Here is a 17394-nt window from a genome sequence, read left to right as displayed (position 1 = left end):
CCCGACGATCCGACTCCTCAGCCCAGCAAGAAGATGGCCCGCAGGGCAGCACTCGGAAGTTTCCTCGGCAGCGTCGTCGAGTACTACGACTTCTTCGTCTACGGCACGGCCGCGGCCCTGGTCTTCGGCAAGATCTTCTTTCCCAACAGTGATTCCGCTGCCGGCACACTGGCATCGCTCGCCACATTCGGGGCCGCCTACATCGCGCGACCGCTCGGGGCCCTGCTCTTCGGGCACGCCGGCGATCGGATCGGCCGCAAGAACGTCCTCCTCTTCACATTGCTCCTCATGGGCGCGTCGACCTTCGCCATCGGGCTGCTGCCCACCCATGCGACCATCGGCGCCGCAGCGCCCGCCCTCCTCGTCGTATGCAGGCTCCTGCAGGGAATTTCTGCCGGCGGCGAGCAGGTCGGGGCCAGCCTGCTCACCATGGAGCACTCCCCCGAGAAGAGTCGCGGCTTCTACACGAGTTGGCTCCTCAACGGCGCCGCCACCGGTTCGATCCTGGCGACCTTGATCTTCATCCCCGTGGGAGCGTTGCCCGAGGAGCAGCTTCTCACCTGGGGATGGCGTATCCCGTTCCTCCTCAGCTTCGTCATGGTGTTCATCACCCTCCTGGTGCGGCGCGGGGTGGACGAGTCCCCCGAGTTCGTCGAAGCCGAAAAGGAGGATGCTGTATCGGAATTCCCCGTGACCACGCTCCTCCGCACTCAGCTGCGCGCGACCGTGATCGTCTTCGTCGCGGCCTTCAATACGGTCATCTCGACGATCGTGATCGTCTTCGGCCTGTCGTACGCGACACAGGAACACGGTGTCGATCGGTCCACGATGCTCACGGCGATCGCCGCCAGCCAAGTGGTCGCGCTGTTCTTCCATCCGCTGTTCGGATTCATCGCGGACCGGATCGGCCGGAAAGTGGTGTACGTCAGCGGCTGTCTGCTGTGTGCCGTGGGGGTCTTCGCGTTCCTCGGCGCGATCTCCACCGGCAGTACGGTACTCATCGTCATCGCGACGGTGGGACTCAAGGGCGTCGTGTACTCGGCTCCCAATGCCCTGTGGCCGTCGTTCTTCGCCGAGATGTTCACGCCGAACGTCCGTTACACCGGTGTCGCTGTGTCAACCCAATTGAGCTTCCTGCTCACCGGCTTCGCACCCACGATCTGCTACGCCCTGATCGGCGGCGACGACAACTGGGTCCTTGCCGCCTCGGCAGTTGCGGGTATCTGCGTTCTCGCCGCGGCGGCGGCCCGGATCTCCACCAAGGCCCGAGTGGAGAGCCGGCAGGTACTGGCGCACACCTGATCCACGCGGTTGCGCTGCGTCACCCCTCGTCGGCCTTGAACCGCCCGAGCTGGTGGCGCAGCGCCGTGTCGAGGTCGGGGCGCCGGAACCGGTGACCGCGGTCGAGGAGCTTGCCCGGGGCGACGCGCTGATCGGCGAGGGCGAGTTCGCGCGCACCCTGCTCTCCGAGCAGGAGCTTCGGCCCGAAATCGGGGACCGGGAGGAAGGCCGGACGGTGCAGTACCGACGCCAGGACTGCGGTGTACTCCTCGTTGCGAACCGGATTCGGCGCCACCGCGTTGACCGGACCGCTCAATCCCGAATCGACGACGGCGCGATGGTAGACGTCGATCAGATCGTCGATGTCGATCCACGACAGCCACTGCGTTCCGGCACCGAGACGACCTCCGAGTCCGACCTCGAACAGCGGCCGTTGCAGGCGCAGCACGCCACCGCTCGGCGACTGGACGATCCCGGTGCGGACGTGCACCACCCGCAGTCCGGCGTCGGCGGCAGGCTTCGCCGCGTCCTCCCAGTCCGCCACGACGTCGGCGAGGAAGCCGTCGCCCCGCGGGTCCTGCTCGTGCAGCACCTCGTCGCCGCGGTCGGGGCCGTAGTACCCGATCGCCGACGCACCGACGAAGATCTTCGGTCCCTGCCCGGACGCTGCCGCCACTTCCGCCAGCCGACGGGTGGGCTCGATGCGACTGTCCCTGATCGCCCGGCGGTGACCGTCGGTGAACCGTCCCGCGATGGACGCGCCTGCGAGGTGGATCACGGCGTCGACTCCGTCGAGCAGGTCCGCGGCAGGAGCGTCCGGGTTCCAGCGCCGCTCGTCGGGTGTGCCGGGCGCGCGGCGCACGAGCCGGATCACTCGGTGCCCGCCGGTGCTCAGGAACGCAGTGAGGGCGGAGCCGACCAGACCGGAGCTCCCCGTCACGGCGATGGTGAGGGGGCCGGGCAGGAGTGTGGACGCCCAGTGGTGCCGGTCCATGTCGTCGGCGAGCTGGCGGTGGCGGTAGACGAACGTCGAGCGGAGGAAGTGGCCGGGCACGATGGTGTCGACCCGGTCGGTGACCCGGGTCCGGCCCTCGGACACGACGTCGAACGTGTGCGTGTGCCGCCACGGCACCAGCAGGCGCAGCGGCAGCGCGGCCGAATAGTCGACGAACCGGTGCGGGGGGTCGTACTCCTTGGCGTCGTGCTGCGCGATCCACGTCAGTCCGCCGGGTAGGCGCAATTCTGCACGACCCGATTTCAGAGACTCGGATTCCTTCGCGAGACTCAGTGGCTGCCACGGCGGTGAGAGCCGGGTGAACGCCCCGGCCCTCGTGTGCCAGGCGAACAACTCGTCCCGCGAGGCCTCGACCACACTCGAATGCACGATGCCCATGACCCGACCTTAGCCGCGATGGCGGGCGAGGCGGTGACAACGACGAGTAGCGTGTGGGAATGACGCAGTTACGTGTACTGGTCACCGGTGCCACCGGATACATCGGCGGACGCCTCGCTCCCCGGCTCTCGCAAGCCGGCTATCGGGTGCGGGTGCTGGTGCGTTCACCCGAGAAACTGACCGACGTCCCGTGGGCGTCCGACGTCGAGATCGCCCGCGGCGACCTGAGCGATCCCGAATCCCTTTCTGCCGCTTTCACGGACGTGGACGTCGTCTACTACCTCGTGCATTCGATGGGTGGTTCGGACGAGTTCGAGGAGGCCGAACGCGTCAGCGCGGAGAACGTGGCCGAGGCTGCCCGCACGTCCGGTGTCGGCCGGATCGTCTACCTCGGCGGGCTTCATCCCGACTCGGTGGACCTCTCTCCGCACCTGCACTCCCGCACACAGGTGGGGCAGATTCTCGTCGACTCCGGCGTTCCCACAATGGTTCTGCAGGCCGGGGTCGTCATCGGCTCCGGTTCTGCGTCGTTCGAGATGATCCGCCACCTCACCAACCGGCTCCCCGTGATGACCACCCCGCGGTGGGTGAACAACAAGATCCAGCCGATCGCGGTCCGCGACGTGCTGCACTACCTCGTCGCCGCAGCGGAGGCACCGTTGCCGCGCAGCCGCACCTTCGACATCGGCGGCCCCGACGTCATCCGCTACGGCGAGATGATGCAGACATACGCCGAGGTCGCCGGTCTCCGTCAGCGTCGCATCCTCGTCCTTCCGGTGCTGACCCCGAAGCTCGCCGGTCTGTGGATCGGCCTGGTCACCCCGATCCCCCGCTCGCTCGGGCGGGCCCTGATCGAATCCCTGCAGAACGACGCCGTCGCCTCCGAGCACGACATCGACGACGTCATCCCACCGCCGAAGGCAGGCCTGACCACGTACCGGGACGCCGTGCGACTGGCGTTGCGGCGCATCGACAACGGCGAGGTGGAGACGACATGGGCCAGTGCGTCCCCGGTCGGCGCCCCGTCCGATCCGTTGCCGTCCGACCCGGATTGGGCCGGTGAGGTCGTCTACACCGACGAACGCACCATGGACTGCGACGCGGACGCCGGAACGCTGTGGAGCGTCGTGGAGAGCATCGGCGGTGAGAACGGCTGGTACTCGTTCCCCCTCGCGTGGTCGGTGCGCGGCTGGCTCGACCGTGTGGTCGGCGGTGTCGGTCTCACCCGCGGACGCCGGAACCCGAAGCAGCTCAACACCGGCGACCCCCTGGACTTCTGGCGGGTCGAACGCATCGACCGGGGGTCCCTGCTACGACTGCGCGCCGAGATGCGGGCACCGGGCGGGGCGTGGCTCGAATGGCGCGTCCACAGTGTGGATTCCGACCGGTCCCGACTCGATCAGCGGGCCATCTTCTTCCCGAAAGGCCTCGCCGGAAGGCTGTACTGGTACTCCATCATGCCGTTCCACGGAATCATCTTCAAAGGCATGATGGAGAACATCACCGGCTCCGCTGCCCGTCAGACCGTGCAGAGCGGCTGAATAGCCTCTCGGCCACCGGTGGTCGGGGACGTCAGCAGCAGGCACGAGTTGTAGCCACGCGATTCCACCACCTGCCGGATCTGCTTCCATCCCACGTCGTCGACCGCCGGGTTGCGGGAGAGGACGAAACCCGAAGCCCGTGCCGGGTCACCGACGAGCGCCCACGAGTAGTCGTCGGCGATGTAGGTGACCACATAGTTGGTGGGACCGTCCGGTGAACTCTGGAACGGCACGTCCGGGAAACTCACGTGGAGTAGCGCATTGGTGACCGGGTCGTTGACACGCGCATTGCCGTTGATTCCGTTCGTCCCTCCCGCCCAGGTGGTGCACGAGTTGGCGACGCTGACGTTCGACGAGTCCACGAGTCCGTACGTCGCCCTGGTGTCCCGCGCGCAGTCCAGGTTGAAGGGCTGTGGCACAGCGGCCAACTGATACCACGTGCCGAGGTACCGCGGCACGTCGAGGGACGGGACTGGTGCGAGCGCACCGGGCTGAGCCTGCGCCGGGCTCGCCGCCAGCACCACGGCCGCAGCGGCGGCCAGCAGTCCTGCGGCGAATCCACGAGCCTTCGAGAGTGTCATCTCGGGTCCTTTCACGATCATGCGTCGACGAAACGGGCAACCTGAACGGAGTGCCTGTGCAGCACCCTCTCTCGGGACATTCGACGCCACTTCCGGATCGGATGGGTCGATCCGGGACAACCTTCGACCCATCCGTTCCGGAGACCGCTCCGAATGCCTGTCGATGGTGCTCATCCGCACCCACACCGGAGAGAGGCAATAACCCATGAACATCAGCACACGAGTTCTGGCAGTCGCAGCGAGCACGTCCCTCGTCCTGCTGGGCGCAGCGTGTTCGTCGGACGACAGCGACTCGTCGAGCAGCGGCTCCGCCTCGGAGGCGATGACGTCCGAGTCGATGTCGTCCGGTTCGATGACCTCGTCCGCGATGGCCGATCCCGCCGCCAACCTGGTCGGTCCGGGCTGCGCCGAGTACGCGAAGACGGTGCCCGACGGTGCCGGTTCGGTCAGCGGCATGGCGCAGGATCCGGTCGCGACCGCCGCGTCCAACAACCCGCTGCTCACCACCCTCACCGCCGCCATATCCGGTCAGCTCAACCCGCAGGTCAACCTGGTGGACACGCTGAACAGCGGACAGTTCACGGTGTTCGCGCCGGTGGATGCCGCGTTCGCGAAGGTCGACCCGGCCACGATCGAGACCCTCAAGACCGACCCGGCGCTGCTCACCAAGGTCCTGACCTACCACGTGGTCCCCGGCCAGATCGCGCCGAGTGACATCGACGGCCAGCACACGACCGTCGAGGGTGGCACGGTCACTGTCACCGGTTCGGGCGACGACCTGAAGGTCAACGACGCCGGCGTCATCTGCGGTGGCGTCCAGACCGCCAACGCCACGGTGTACCTGGTCGACACCGTCCTGATGCCCCAGTAAGCACGCTCGTCTCAGAGTTCTCCGTGCCCGGCGGCATCGGTCCCACACCGATGCCGCCGGGCTCTTGCGTGCTCCCACGTGAGTGCCGCGGTGTGCTCGAGCACGCTTCGCCACTCACGTGAGCGGGTGCGGGTGCGCCCATCCGACGCAAACTCAGCTCCGAATAACGGTTATGGAGAAAGGCTCACCCACCACCCCGGCGTACGTGCTCGTGCTGCCCGGCGGCAAACCACGCAGTCAGGCACCCTCGCGGTGCTGGCATCTGTCGAATCTGCGCATGACCTGGATGGCCTGGTCTCTGAAGTCCAGGCTCGGGCGGCACGGAATCGTCGTGGAGCGGTTGCAGTACCGGGTCCGCGGATGGAACGCCCCCGAGGCCAGCCCGGTGCACGACGCCCGGGTAGCCGTCGAACGGGCCCGGCTGCGGTTCGGGGAAGTCCCCGTCGCCGTCGTCGGGCATTCGATGGGCGGCCGCGTCGCCGCCCACCTCGCCGCCCTCGACAACGTCCGGGCGATCGCCGCGCTCGCACCCTGGTGGCCCGCGTCCGACGGCGAACTGGTGCCCGCCGACCGCAGCCTGATGGTCGCGCACGGAACCGCCGACCGCTGGACGGATCCCACAGCTTCCCGGGTCCAGACTGAGCAGGCGCTGGCTCGTGGGGTGAACGCCTCGTGGATTCCCCTGACGGGAGCCGGACACTTCATGCTCACCCGGCCACGCTGGTGGCATCGCATCACCGCCGATTTCGTTCTCGACGCCTTCGCCGCGGAAGGTGTCGTCGCCGCACCGACTGACCGGAAAGCAGGTCGCCATGCATGATTCGGAGAAGCTCGAACGCAGGAACGTCGCGGTGATCGGCAGCGGCGTCGCAGGGTTGACCGCCGCCTACGTTCTGTCCCGCCACGACCGCGTCACCCTCTACGAGGCCGACGCCCGTCTCGGCGGCCACGCCCACACGCACCACCTGACACTCGACTCGGGCGCAGAAGTGGACGTCGACACGGGCTTCATCGTGCACAACGACCGCACCTACCCCACGCTGCTGCGCCTGTTCGCCGAACTCGACGTGGCCACCCAGGATTCGGACATGTCGATGTCGATCCGATCCGATGCGAGCGGGCTCGAATACGCAGGCGCGAAGGGGATCCGCGGGCTGTTCCCCACCGCCCGCACCCTTGCCCGGCCGCGGTATTGGCGGATGCTCGGCGAGGTCCTCCGGTTCCACCGTTGTGCCCGAGCCGTGCTCGACACCCCGGTCGACGAGGCCGGCGCGCAGGAACCGCTGGGCGAGTTCCTGAGCCGCAGCGGTTTCAGCCCGTACTTCGTCGAGAATTTCATGACTCCACTCGTCGCGGCGGTGTGGTCGTGCGATCCCACGACAGCGGCGCACTACCCGGCCCGCTACCTGTTCACTTTTCTCGAGCACCACGGAATGCTCACCGTCTTCGGATCACCCACGTGGCGCACCGTGACGGGCGGCTCGGCCCGCTACGTCGAGAAGGTGGCGGCGCACCTCGACGAGATACTTCTCGGCACCCCCGTGCAGCGGGTGGAACGCACCCAGGACGGCGGCGCGTGCGTCGTCGACGGCAGCGACGACGTCCGGTACTTCGACGCCGTGGTGGTGGCCGTTCACCCCCGTCAGGCGCTCGCCCTGCTCGGCGACGCCGCGGACCTCGAGATCGAGATCCTCGGCGACATGCCGTACTCGGTGAATCACGCCCAGCTGCACACCGACGAGTCGCTGCTCCCCCGCGCGGAGAACGCCCGGGCCTCCTGGAACTACCTGACTCCCGCCGACAGCACGGACGCGACGGGCGTCATCGTCACCTACGACATGACCCGGCTGATGCGCCTGAACACCGTGCACGACCGGCGGTTCCTCGTCACGCTCGGCGGGAAGCACCTCGTCGACCCGTCGACGGTCGTCGCCGAGATGACGTACGAGCACCCCGTCTACACCCCCGAATCCGTGGCGGCGCAGTCGCGGCTGAGCGAACTCGGCTCCGGCACATTTGCTTTCGCGGGCGCCTACCATGGCTGGGGGTTCCACGAGGACGGGGCACTCTCGGGCCTGCGCGCCGCCGAACGGATCGGCGGCTCGTGGGATACACATGCCGGACGACACCGCGACCGGGAGACGGTGTCATGACCGCGCCGGCGATCTACTCGACGACGATCCGGCACGCCCGCACCGAACCCGTCCGCAACAGTTTCCAGTATTCGAGCTACAGCTGGTACGTCGACGTCGACGACCTTCCACACCTGCCCGGGTGGCTCGGCCCGTTCGCCCGCTTCCGCGCCGAGGACCACTTCGAGCCGGTCCCCGGTGCCGCCGCGGACACGCTGCGCGCCAGGGTGGATGCGTTCCTCGCCACCCACGGAATCGACCTCGGCGGCGGGACGGTGACGGCGCTCCTGAACGCGCGGGTGCTCGGGTACGTGTTCAACCCGCTCAGCGTGTACTGGTGCCACGACGTCGACGGCAGCCTCCGCTGTGTGATCGCCGAGGTACACAACACCTATGGTCAGCGGCACAGCTACCTGATCCGACCCGACAGCCGCGACCGTGCCGAGGTGGACAAGCAGTTCTACGTCTCCCCGTTCAACGACGTGAGCGGCCGTTACGAGATGTGGTTCCCCGAGCCCGGCGACACGCTCTCGCTGAACGTGGTACTCCACCGGGACGGGCACGCCCCGTTCACCGCGACGGTGCGGGGAACGCGGCAGCCCGCCACCCACCGCACGGTCCTGAGGACCCAACTACGCACTCCCCTGGCACCTCTCGTGGTGTCGGCTCGCATTCGCATCCAGGGGATCACTTTGTGGGCCCGTGGACTCCCCGTCACGGCTCGGCCCGACGGCCGGCAGAAGGAGACAGTTCAGTGAGAAGGAACAAGGACACGGACATGGACGCATCGCCTGCCGTCAGTACCGCCGACCTCGCGTTCACCGTCGAGGATCCGCGGATCGACAACCGGATCTGGCCCGGCCTGGCCGACGTGCCGACCGGTCTGCGTGCCTCGCTGTCGGCGAAGATTGCCGACCGCCTGTTCCGCCGCGCGGCCGCCGACCTCGACGTCCGCATCGAGTACCCCGACGGCACCCTGGTTGGGGCGCGCCGGGAACAGGAGATCCTGCCGCGCATGATCATCCGCAACCCGGATGCGTTCGCCCGGCGGGTCGGGACGAGCGGCCTCATCGGTTTCGGCGAGTCGTACATGGCCGGCGACTGGACGTCGCCGGATCTCGCCGCGGTGCTGAGCGTGTTCGCCTCACGGATGGCGACCCTCGTTCCCCGCCCGCTGCAACGGTTGCGCGCACTCTATGTCGCCAAACACCCCGCCCAGGAACGCAACACCGAGCAGAACACCCGCTCCAACATCTCCCGGCACTACGACCTGTCCAACGAGATGTTCGAGACGTTCCTCGACGAGACGCTGACGTACTCGAGCGCACTGTTCGCGTCGACCCCGACCCGGGTGGGGCAGGTCCGGGACGTGACGGTCCTGCGGGCACCCGTCCCACAGATCACCCCGAAGTGGGAGGATTTCGCGGACGCGCAGCGCCGCAAGATCGATCGGCTGCTCGACGAGGCCGGCGTCGGTGCGGGCACCAGGCTGCTCGAGGTCGGGACGGGTTGGGGAGAACTGTGCATCCGGGCGGCGGAACGCGGCGCCGTGGTCCGCTCGGTGACGCTGTCCAGCGAACAGCAGAGCCTGGCCCGCCTGCGCGTCGCCGAGGCCGGCCACTCGGACACCGTGCAGATCGACCTGCTCGACTACCGCAACGTCGACGGCGAGTACGACGCCATCGTGTCGGTCGAGATGATCGAGGCAGTCGGACATGAGTACTGGGCCACCTACTTCCGGGTGCTCGACAAACTCCTCGCTCCGGGCGGAAAGGTCGCGCTGCAGGCGATCACCATGCCGCACGATCGGATGCTCCAGACCCGCAACACCTACACCTGGGTGCACAAGTACATCTTCCCGGGCGGTTTCCTCCCGTCGACGGAGGCGATCGAATCCGTCACCGCCGAACACACCGCGCTACGGGTGCGGGAGCGCCTGAGCATGGGACAGCACTACGCGGAGACGCTCCGGCTGTGGAAGGACCGGTTCGCCGCGCACAGCGCGCAGGCGGAGGAACTCGGATTCGACGAGACGTTCCGCCGCATGTGGCATTTCTACCTCTGCTACTCCGAGGCCGGGTTCCGCTCCGGCTACATCGACGTCCAGCAGTTCGTCCTCGACAAGACGGGAGCATGACCGTGACCGTTGCCGCCGAACTCGACAAGGCGTTGCGTCCGCTCGTCCGCGGGGAATTGCCCGTTCATCTGACCGCGTGGGACGGCAGTACCGCCGGCCCGGTGACGGCGCCGAAGGTGGTGCTGCGCAGTCCCGACGCCCTGCGCCGATTGCTGTGGAGCCCCGGGGAACTCGGGGCCGCACAGGCCTACGTGACGGGTGAGATCGACGTCGAGGGCGACCTGGGCGAGGCCCTGGCACATGTGTGGGCGGTGGCGCGCGAGCGAGGTCTCAGCGGCGTCCGGCCGAGCCCGTGGACGGTCGCGAAGGTGTTGCGCGTCGCCGCGAAGCTGGGTGTCACGGGCGGGCCGCTTCCCGCACCCGCCGCACAGGCGAACATCCGCGGACGGCTGCACAGCATGCTGCGCGACCGCGCCGCGATCAGTCACCACTACGACCTGTCCAACGATTTCTACGCACTGATCCTGGACCCGCAGATGGCCTACTCGTGCGCCTATTTCACCCGGAATGCGCCGGGAACGCCGCAGGATTCGGACTACGGACTCGAGGACGCCCAGCGGGACAAACTCGACCTGGTGTGCCGCAAGATCGGACTCGAAACCGGCATGCGACTGCTCGACGTCGGATGCGGCTGGGGATCGCTGAGCCTCCACGCCGCGGCCGAATACGGCGCACACGTCGTCGGTGTCACCATCTCCCGTGAGCAGAAAGTGTTCATCGACAAGCGGATCGCCGAGCGCGGTTTGCAGGACCGCGTCGAGATCCGTCTGCAGGATTACCGCGAGGTCCCCGACGGCCCGTTCGACGCCGTCGCGTCCCTCGAAATGGGTGAGCACGTGGGCGAGAAGAACTACGCCCGGTACGCGCAGGCCCTCCACGACAACGCGAAGCCCGGTGCGCGGGTGCTGATCCAGCAGATGTCGCGCACCGGACGCCATCCCGGCGGCGGCCCGTTCATCGAGTCGTTCATAGCTCCCGACATGACCATGCGTCCCGTCGGTGAGAGCGTCGCGTACCTCGAACGAGCCGGGCTCGAGGTGCGCGACGTGCACGGTCTCCGTGAGCATTACGTCTGGACCGTCGACGCCTGGCTGGAGAAGTTCGAGTCCCGCTGGGACGACGTCGTCGAGATGGTCGGGCTCGAGATGGCCCGGGTGTGGCGGTTGTACCTCGTCGGCGGCGCGATGAGCTTCGAGCAGGGCCGCATGGGTGTCGATCAGATCCTGGCCGTCAAGCCGACCGCGGCGGGTCGGTCGATGATGCCTGCCGTGCGGGTCGACTCCGCGGGATCCGGCGTGCTCCGATGAACGGGATCGACTGGTCGGAATTCGGCGCCGTCACCGCGGCGAGTGTTCTCGTGCTCGCCGTCCTCCAGGCCGCGACGTTCCTCATCGGGCGGCGGATCGGACGCTACAACGTCGTCGATGTGTCCTGGGGCCTCGGTTTCGTCCTGGTAGCGCTCATGGCCGCCGTCGTCGGCGACGGCGACGCACTGCGCCGCTGGCTGGTGGTGGTGCTCGTCGCGGTGTGGGGTCTGCGGCTGACCTGGCACATGTACGCCAAGTCTGCGGGCAAGGGCGAGGACCCGCGCTACGTGGAGATGCTCGACCGGGCGGGCGGCGACTCGCCCTGGGTCGTCGTCCGGAAGATCTTTCTCACCCAGGGACTCGCGCAGTGGTTCGTCTCGCTGCCGCTGCAGATGTCGGCCGTACTCGGTCCCGCATCCGGCCTCGGCGCGGTCGTCGCGGTACTCGGAGTCCTCCTGTGGGTGGTCGGTGTCGTGTTCGAAGCGGTCGGCGACCACCAGTTGAAGGCATTCAAGGCGGACCCGTCCAACAAGGGCGTGATCATGGACGTCGGCCTGTGGGCGTGGACGCGGCACCCGAACTACTTCGGCGACTCCTGCGTGTGGTGGGGACTCTGGCTCATCGCGGCGAGCGTGTGGCCCGGCGCCGTCACCGTGCTGTCTCCCGTGGTCATGACGTACTTCCTGGTGTTCGCGACCGGCGCGCGACTGCTCGAGAAGACGATGTCGCAGCGTCCCGGCTACCCCGAATACCAGCAGCGCACCAGCTATTTCCTCCCCTTGCCGCCGAAGCGGTGAGTGCCATGCCGGCATCGCTCGCATCCCCTCGGATCCCATCGTGGTCACACCGGCCGCAACCTGCTATTAGGCTGTGGATCGATGAACGGAATGGGCCGATGACCGGTGTCGACAGGGACACGGAGAACGTGACGCTGACGGCGTTGCTGGCGCGTATCGCACAGGGCGAGCGGGATGCCTTCAGCGACTTCTACGAACGCACCAGCGCGCGGGTGTACGGCATGGTGCTGCGGGTCCTGCGCGATCCCGGATACAGCGAGGAAACCACCCAAGAGGTGTACCTGCAGGTCTGGAACAACGCGGACAAATTCGATCCGAAGCAGGGGTCGCCGCTGTCGTGGCTGATCACCCTCGCTCATCGCCGTGCCGTCGACCGGGTGCGGTCGGAGCAGTCCGGCACCGAACGGGAAGCCGCCTACGGCGCCTCGAGTTGGTACGGACCGTTCGACGCGGTGTCGGAGGAAGTCACCCGACGCGGCGACACCAGCGACGTCGTCGACTGCCTCGGCACGCTCACCGAAGTCCAGCAGAGAACGGTGGTCCTCGCCTATTACGGAGGCCTGACGTACCGAGAGGTGTCGGAACGGCTGTCCGTGGCGCTTCCGACGGTGAAATCACGAATTCGAGACGGATTGATCAGGCTCAAGCAATGTCTGGGGGTGCAGTTCGATGGATGAGTCCCAGCACGAGATCCTCGACCTCGCCCAGGTGTACGCCCTCGACGCCGTCGACGATCAGCAGCGCCGCGAGATCGACACCGCGGTCCAGAGCGCACCGCCCGACGTTCGCCTCGAATTCGACACCACCGTCCGCGGTGTGCACGAGACGATGGCCGCCCAGTCGGCGTCCACCGCGGTCGAGCCGCCCGCTCACCTGCTCGGGCGCATCCTCGATGCGCTGCCCGGCACCGCCGCTTCGCCCGCGCCGATAGCACTGGACGAGGTTCGTGCGCGCAAGCGCAGGCGTCTCGTGGCGGCGTTGAGCGCGGCGGCAGCGGTGATCGTCCTCGCCGTGGGTGGCATCACCGTCGCCCAGCAGTTGCAGAGCGAGGACGGCCAACCCGTGCCCGCTCAGATCCTCGCGGCCGACGACGTCCGCACGGCGGTCGCACCGATCGCCGGTGGCGGTTCGGCCACCGTCGTGTACTCCAAGGACGTCGACGCCGGAGTGCTGGTGATGAACGACGTCCCGCCGCCCGCACCGGGTTCGGTGTATCAGATGTGGCTGCTCGGACCGTCACACGAGCCGGTGTCCGCCGGAATCATGGAAGCCGATGACGTGTCACCGTCGACCACCGCGGTCGTGAACGACATCGACCAGTCCACGGAACTTGGATTCAGTGTGGAACCGCCCGGCGGTTCCACCCAGCCGACCGGCGACATCTTCGCGACGGTGAACCTCACCTGATACGTGAGTGGCGAAGCGTGCGCGAGCACGCTTTGCCACTCACGTGGGGGGCGACCGGTCAGGCGTTGGCTGCTTTGTATTCGCGGCGGCGGCGGTGCAGGATCGGTTCGGTGTAGCCCGACGGCTGCTTGGTGCCGTCGAGGATGAGTTCCTTCGCGGCCTGGAAGGCGATGTTGGTGTCGAAGTCGGGGGCCAGGGGCCGGTAGGTGGGGTCGTTCTGGTTCTGCCGGTCCACGACCGGGGCCATCCGTTGCAGCGACTGCACGACCTGGTCGGCGGTGACCACTGCGTGCCGGATCCAGTTCGCCAGCAGCTGGGAGGAGATGCGGAGGGTGGCGCGGTCTTCCATCAGGGCGACGTCGTGGATGTCGGGGACCTTGGAGCAGCCGACGCCGGCGTCGATCCAGCGGACCACGTAGCCGAGGATGGACTGGCAGTTGTTGTCGAGTTCTTCCTGCTTCTCGGCCTCGGACCAGTCGGTGTTCGGGGCGAGGGGGATGGTGAGGATCTCGTCGAGGGTGGCCCGCCGGGTGCCCGTCAGCCGGTTTTGGACGGCGACGACGTCGACCTGGTGGTAGTGGGTGGCGTGCAGGGTGGCCCCGGTCGGGGACGGCACCCACGCGGTGTTCGCGCCGGCCTTGGGGTGGCCGATCTTCTGCTCGAGCATCTCGGCCATCAGCTCGGTCATCGCCCACATGCCCTTGCCGATCTGCGCCCGCCCCTGCAACCCGCAGGCCAGACCGGTGTCGACGTTCCAGTCCTCGTAGGCGGTGATCCAGGTCTGCTTCTTCATCTCGGCCTTGCGGATCATCGGTCCGGCCTCCATCGAGGTGTGGATCTCGTCGCCGGTGCGGTCGAGGAACCCGGTGTTGATGAACACCACCCGCTCCGACGCCTCCCGGATGCAGGCGGCGAGGTTGACGGTGGTGCGGCGTTCCTCGTCCATGATGCCGACCTTGAGGGTGTTGGCGGGCAGCCCCAACACCTGCTCGACGCGGCCGAACAGTTCGGTGGTGAACGCGACCTCGTCGGGGCCGTGCTGTTTGGGTTTGACGATGTAGATCGACCCGGTGCGGGAGTTGACCAACGGCCCCGTCTGCTCGCCCGTGCTGAGTCCGTGGACGGCGCACAGGGAGGTGATCAGGGCGTCGAGGATGCCCTCGGGGATTTCGGTGCCGTCGCCGTGCAGGATCGCCGGGGTGGTCATCAAATGGCCGACGTTGCGGACGAACAGCAGCGACCGCCCGTGCAGGGTGAGCTCGGACCCGTCCGCGGCGGTGTAGGTGCGGTCGCCGTTGAGGCGGCGGGTGAAACTTTTGCCGCCCTTGGTCATCTCCTCGGTCAGGTCGCCGCGGTTGAGGCCGAGCCAGTTGCGGTAGCCGATCACCTTGTCGTCGGCGTCGACGGCGGCGACGGAGTCCTCGAAGTCCATGATGGTGGTGACCGCGGACTCGAGCACCACATCCTTGACCCCGGCCGCGTCCGTTTGGCCGATCGGGGAGGTGGGGTCGATCTGGATTTCCGCGTGCAACCCGTGGTTGCGCAGCAGCACACTGGTCGGGGCGGCCGGGTCGCCGAGGTAGCCGACGAACTTGCCCGGCTCCGCGAGGCCGGTGATCGTGCCGTCGGCGAGCTGCACGGTCAGGGCGGTGCCGTCGACGGTGTAGCGGGCGGCGTCGGCGTGCGACCCGGTCGTCAGGGGGGCGGCGGTGTCGAGGAAGGTGCGGGCCCAGGCGATGACCTTGTCGCCGCGGACCTTGTTGTAGGAGCTCCCGGCCTCCGCGCCGCCGTCGTCGGGGATGGCGTTGGTGCCGTACAGGGCGTCGTACAACGACCCCCACCTCGCGTTGGAGGCGTTCAGCGCGAAGCGGGCGTTGAGGACCGGGACCACCAGCTGCGGGCCGGCGGTCGAGGTGATCTCGGTGTCCACGTTCGCCGTGGACACCTCGAACGGGGCCGGTTCGGGCACCAGGTACCCGATCTCGGTCAGGAACGCCTTGTACTCGGCCGGGTCGATCACGGCGGCGGCCCGGTCGCGGTGCCAGGAATCGATCCGGGCCTGCAGGTCGTCGCGGGTGGACAGCAGGGCCTTGTTCTTCGGCGCCAGCTCGTCGATCACCTTGGCCGCACCCGACCAGAACCCGTCGGCGTCCACCCCGGTCCCCGGCAGCGCCTCCTCGTTCACGAAGTCGTAGAGCACCTTCGCGACCTGCAGACCGCCGACCTCAACACGCTCAGTCATGAAATGACCACCTTCCGCACTTGGCAAAACTTCCACGATGCGAAAACACAGTTTCGTATCTTGACATTAAGAAAACCGTGTCCATCGAGTTCTGTCAATAGCGGACGGGCGTACGGTTACAGCGTCACATCCGATCAGTGGTCTTCCTCGCCGATCCTGTGGACGTGGATCAGGTTGGTCGAGCCGACGGTGCCCGGAGGCGATCCCGCGACAATGACGACGAGGTCGCCCCGCTGGTACCGGCCCAGGCCGAGGAGCGCGTGGTCGACCTGATGGATCATCTGGTCGGTCGACTCGACGGGGTCGACGAGGAACGTCTCGGTCCCCCAGGTCAGCGCGAGTTGAGCGCGCACTTCCGGGAGCGGGGTGAACGCCAGCAACGGCAGCGGAGTGTGTAGCCGCGCGAGCCGGCGCACGGTGTCCCCGGACTGGGTGAACGCGACGAGCGCCGCCGCACCCAATCGTTCCCCGATGTCGCGCGCCGCGTAGGACAGGACTCCGCCCTTCGTGCGGGGTACGTGCGCCAGCGGCGGAACCTGCGTGGACTTCTCCTCCACCGCGCTGATGATGCGGCCCATGGTGCGGACCGTCTCCATCACGTGCTTCCCGACGGACGTTTCGCCCGACAGCATGACGGCGTCGGCGCCGTCGAGGACGGCATTCGCCACGTCGGACGCCTCGGCGCGGGTGGGCCGTGAGTTCTCGATCATCGACTCGAGCATCTGCGTCGCGACGATGACCGGCTTCGCATTCTCGCGGGCGACCTGGATGGCCCGTTTCTGCGCGAGCGGCACCTGTTCGAGAGGAAGCTCGACGCCCAGATCGCCGCGGGCGACCATCACCGCGTCGAACGCGAGCACGATCGCCTCCAGGTTGTCGATCGCCTCCGGCTTCTCCAGCTTCGCGATCACCGGAACCCTGCGGCCGACCCGATCCATCACGGCATGGACGAGTTCGATGTCTGCCGCCGATCGCACGAACGACAGGGCGATGAGGTCGACACCGAGATGCAGTGCGAACTCGAGATCGGCGATGTCCTTGCCCGACAGCGCCGGGACCGACACGTTCATCCCCGGCAACGACACACCCTTGTTGTTGCTGACCGGACCGCCCTCGGTGACCCGGCACACCACGTCGTTGCCGTCGACGTCCGTGACGACCAATCCGATCTTGCCGTCGTCGACGAGCAACCGGTCACCGGGCTCGGCGTCCTCGGCCAGTTGCTTGTAGGTGGTCGACACCCGGTCGTGGGTGCCGTCGCACTCGTCGACGGTGATCCGCACGAGGTCGCCGTCCGACCAGACGGTGTTGCCTTCGGCGAAACGCCCCAACCTGATCTTCGGGCCCTGGAGGTCGGCGAGAACACCCACCGCCCGGCCGGTGCGTTCGGACGCGTCCCGCACCCGGAGGTAGTTCTCCTCGTGATCGGAATGTTCGCCGTGGCTGAAGTTGAGCCGTGCGATATCCATTCCGCAGTCGACGAGTTCACGTATGCGGTCGCCGGTTGCCGTTGCGGGCCCGAGGGTGCACACGATCTTCGCGCGCCTCGCCGATGCGGGCGCCTCCCGGCCGGGTGTGCCGAGGTATTCGGAAACTGTTGCTGTCATCGGATTTTCGATTCCGTTCTAGGCACTGCCGGTGTCGGCGTAGGAGACGGCCGCGGCGCGGACGTCGTCGATGCGGTACCGGTTGGCGGCCTCGACGG

General features: G+C 67.7%; 15 protein-coding genes. 11 read left to right on the top strand and 4 right to left on the bottom strand.

Annotation, left to right across the window (positions count from 1 at the left end; genetic code table 11):
* Positions 1–33: 33 nt before the first annotated feature.
* A complete protein-coding gene (locus tag QM841_RS23030; protein WP_283333688.1) occupies positions 34–1302 on the top strand; it encodes an MFS transporter in 1269 nt (422 codons plus the stop codon).
* 19 nt (positions 1303–1321) lie between these two features.
* Here QM841_RS23030 and QM841_RS23025 read toward each other — a convergent pair whose 3' ends face one another.
* The gene (locus QM841_RS23025) at positions 1322–2674 is read right to left on the bottom strand and encodes a TIGR01777 family oxidoreductase (protein WP_283333687.1); all 1353 of its coding nucleotides are present in this window, start codon (positions 2672–2674) and stop codon (positions 1322–1324) included.
* Between the two features lie 59 nt (positions 2675–2733).
* Between QM841_RS23025 and QM841_RS23020 the strand changes: the two genes are divergently transcribed.
* Positions 2734–4215 carry an SDR family oxidoreductase gene (locus QM841_RS23020; protein WP_283333686.1) on the top strand — a complete coding sequence of 494 codons (1482 nt, stop codon included), beginning with the start codon at positions 2734–2736 and terminating at the stop codon, positions 4213–4215.
* Here the strand turns inward: QM841_RS23020 and QM841_RS23015 are convergent.
* A complete protein-coding gene (locus QM841_RS23015; protein ID WP_283333685.1) occupies positions 4194–4796 on the bottom strand; it encodes a lipocalin family protein in 603 nt (200 codons plus the stop codon). The genes QM841_RS23020 and QM841_RS23015 overlap by 22 nt on opposite strands.
* Before the next feature lie 205 nt (positions 4797–5001).
* Here QM841_RS23015 and QM841_RS23010 point away from each other — a divergent pair, with 205 nt between their 5' ends.
* The 9 genes from QM841_RS23010 to QM841_RS22970 all read left to right on the top strand — a co-directional run bounded on the left by QM841_RS23010 (position 5002) and on the right by QM841_RS22970 (position 13447).
* On the top strand, positions 5002–5667 hold the full coding sequence (locus QM841_RS23010; RefSeq protein WP_283333684.1) for a fasciclin domain-containing protein: 666 nt from the start codon (positions 5002–5004) through the stop codon (positions 5665–5667).
* Between the two features lie 172 nt (positions 5668–5839).
* The gene (locus QM841_RS23005) at positions 5840–6487 is read left to right on the top strand and encodes an alpha/beta hydrolase (protein WP_283333683.1); all 648 of its coding nucleotides are present in this window, start codon (positions 5840–5842) and stop codon (positions 6485–6487) included.
* Positions 6480–7820 (top strand): NAD(P)/FAD-dependent oxidoreductase, encoded by a 1341-nt coding sequence (locus QM841_RS23000; protein WP_283333682.1) that lies wholly within the window; start codon positions 6480–6482, stop codon positions 7818–7820. Before QM841_RS23005 ends, QM841_RS23000 begins: the two co-directional genes overlap by 8 nt.
* Positions 7817–8557: a DUF1365 domain-containing protein gene (locus QM841_RS22995; protein WP_283333681.1), complete on the top strand. Its 741-nt coding sequence runs from the start codon at positions 7817–7819 to the stop codon at positions 8555–8557. The genes QM841_RS23000 and QM841_RS22995 overlap by 4 nt, the downstream gene beginning before the upstream one ends.
* Positions 8554–9936 carry a class I SAM-dependent methyltransferase gene (locus QM841_RS22990; protein ID WP_280780610.1) on the top strand — a complete coding sequence of 461 codons (1383 nt, stop codon included), beginning with the start codon at positions 8554–8556 and terminating at the stop codon, positions 9934–9936. The genes QM841_RS22995 and QM841_RS22990 overlap by 4 nt, the downstream gene beginning before the upstream one ends.
* On the top strand, positions 9933–11243 hold the full coding sequence (locus QM841_RS22985) for a class I SAM-dependent methyltransferase (RefSeq protein ID WP_283333680.1): 1311 nt from the start codon (positions 9933–9935) through the stop codon (positions 11241–11243). The genes QM841_RS22990 and QM841_RS22985 overlap by 4 nt, the downstream gene beginning before the upstream one ends.
* Positions 11240–12040: a DUF1295 domain-containing protein gene (locus QM841_RS22980; protein WP_283333679.1), complete on the top strand. Its 801-nt coding sequence runs from the start codon at positions 11240–11242 to the stop codon at positions 12038–12040. Before QM841_RS22985 ends, QM841_RS22980 begins: the two co-directional genes overlap by 4 nt.
* A gap of 98 nt (positions 12041–12138) precedes the next feature.
* Positions 12139–12717, top strand: a complete 579-nt coding sequence (locus QM841_RS22975) for a sigma-70 family RNA polymerase sigma factor (protein WP_011595276.1) — start codon at positions 12139–12141, stop codon at positions 12715–12717.
* Positions 12710–13447, top strand: a complete 738-nt coding sequence (locus QM841_RS22970) for an anti-sigma factor (protein ID WP_283333678.1) — start codon at positions 12710–12712, stop codon at positions 13445–13447. Before QM841_RS22975 ends, QM841_RS22970 begins: the two co-directional genes overlap by 8 nt.
* A 58-nt stretch (positions 13448–13505) precedes the next feature.
* Here the strand turns inward: QM841_RS22970 and QM841_RS22965 are convergent, their stop codons facing one another.
* Positions 13506–15689 (bottom strand): malate synthase G, encoded by a 2184-nt coding sequence (locus QM841_RS22965; RefSeq protein ID WP_283333677.1) that lies wholly within the window; start codon positions 15687–15689, stop codon positions 13506–13508.
* Between the two features lie 134 nt (positions 15690–15823).
* Positions 15824–17296, bottom strand: a complete 1473-nt coding sequence (pyk, locus tag QM841_RS22960; protein WP_283333676.1) for a pyruvate kinase — start codon at positions 17294–17296, stop codon at positions 15824–15826.
* Positions 17297–17394: the final 98 nt, after the last annotated feature.

Origin of the sequence: Rhodococcus sp. IEGM 1307 (genome assembly GCF_030056915.1) — a bacterium.
In the GTDB taxonomy this organism is placed as follows: Bacteria; Actinomycetota; Actinomycetes; order Mycobacteriales; family Mycobacteriaceae; genus Rhodococcus_F; species Rhodococcus_F opacus_D.
This window is presented reverse-complemented; position numbering and strand designations above follow the sequence as displayed.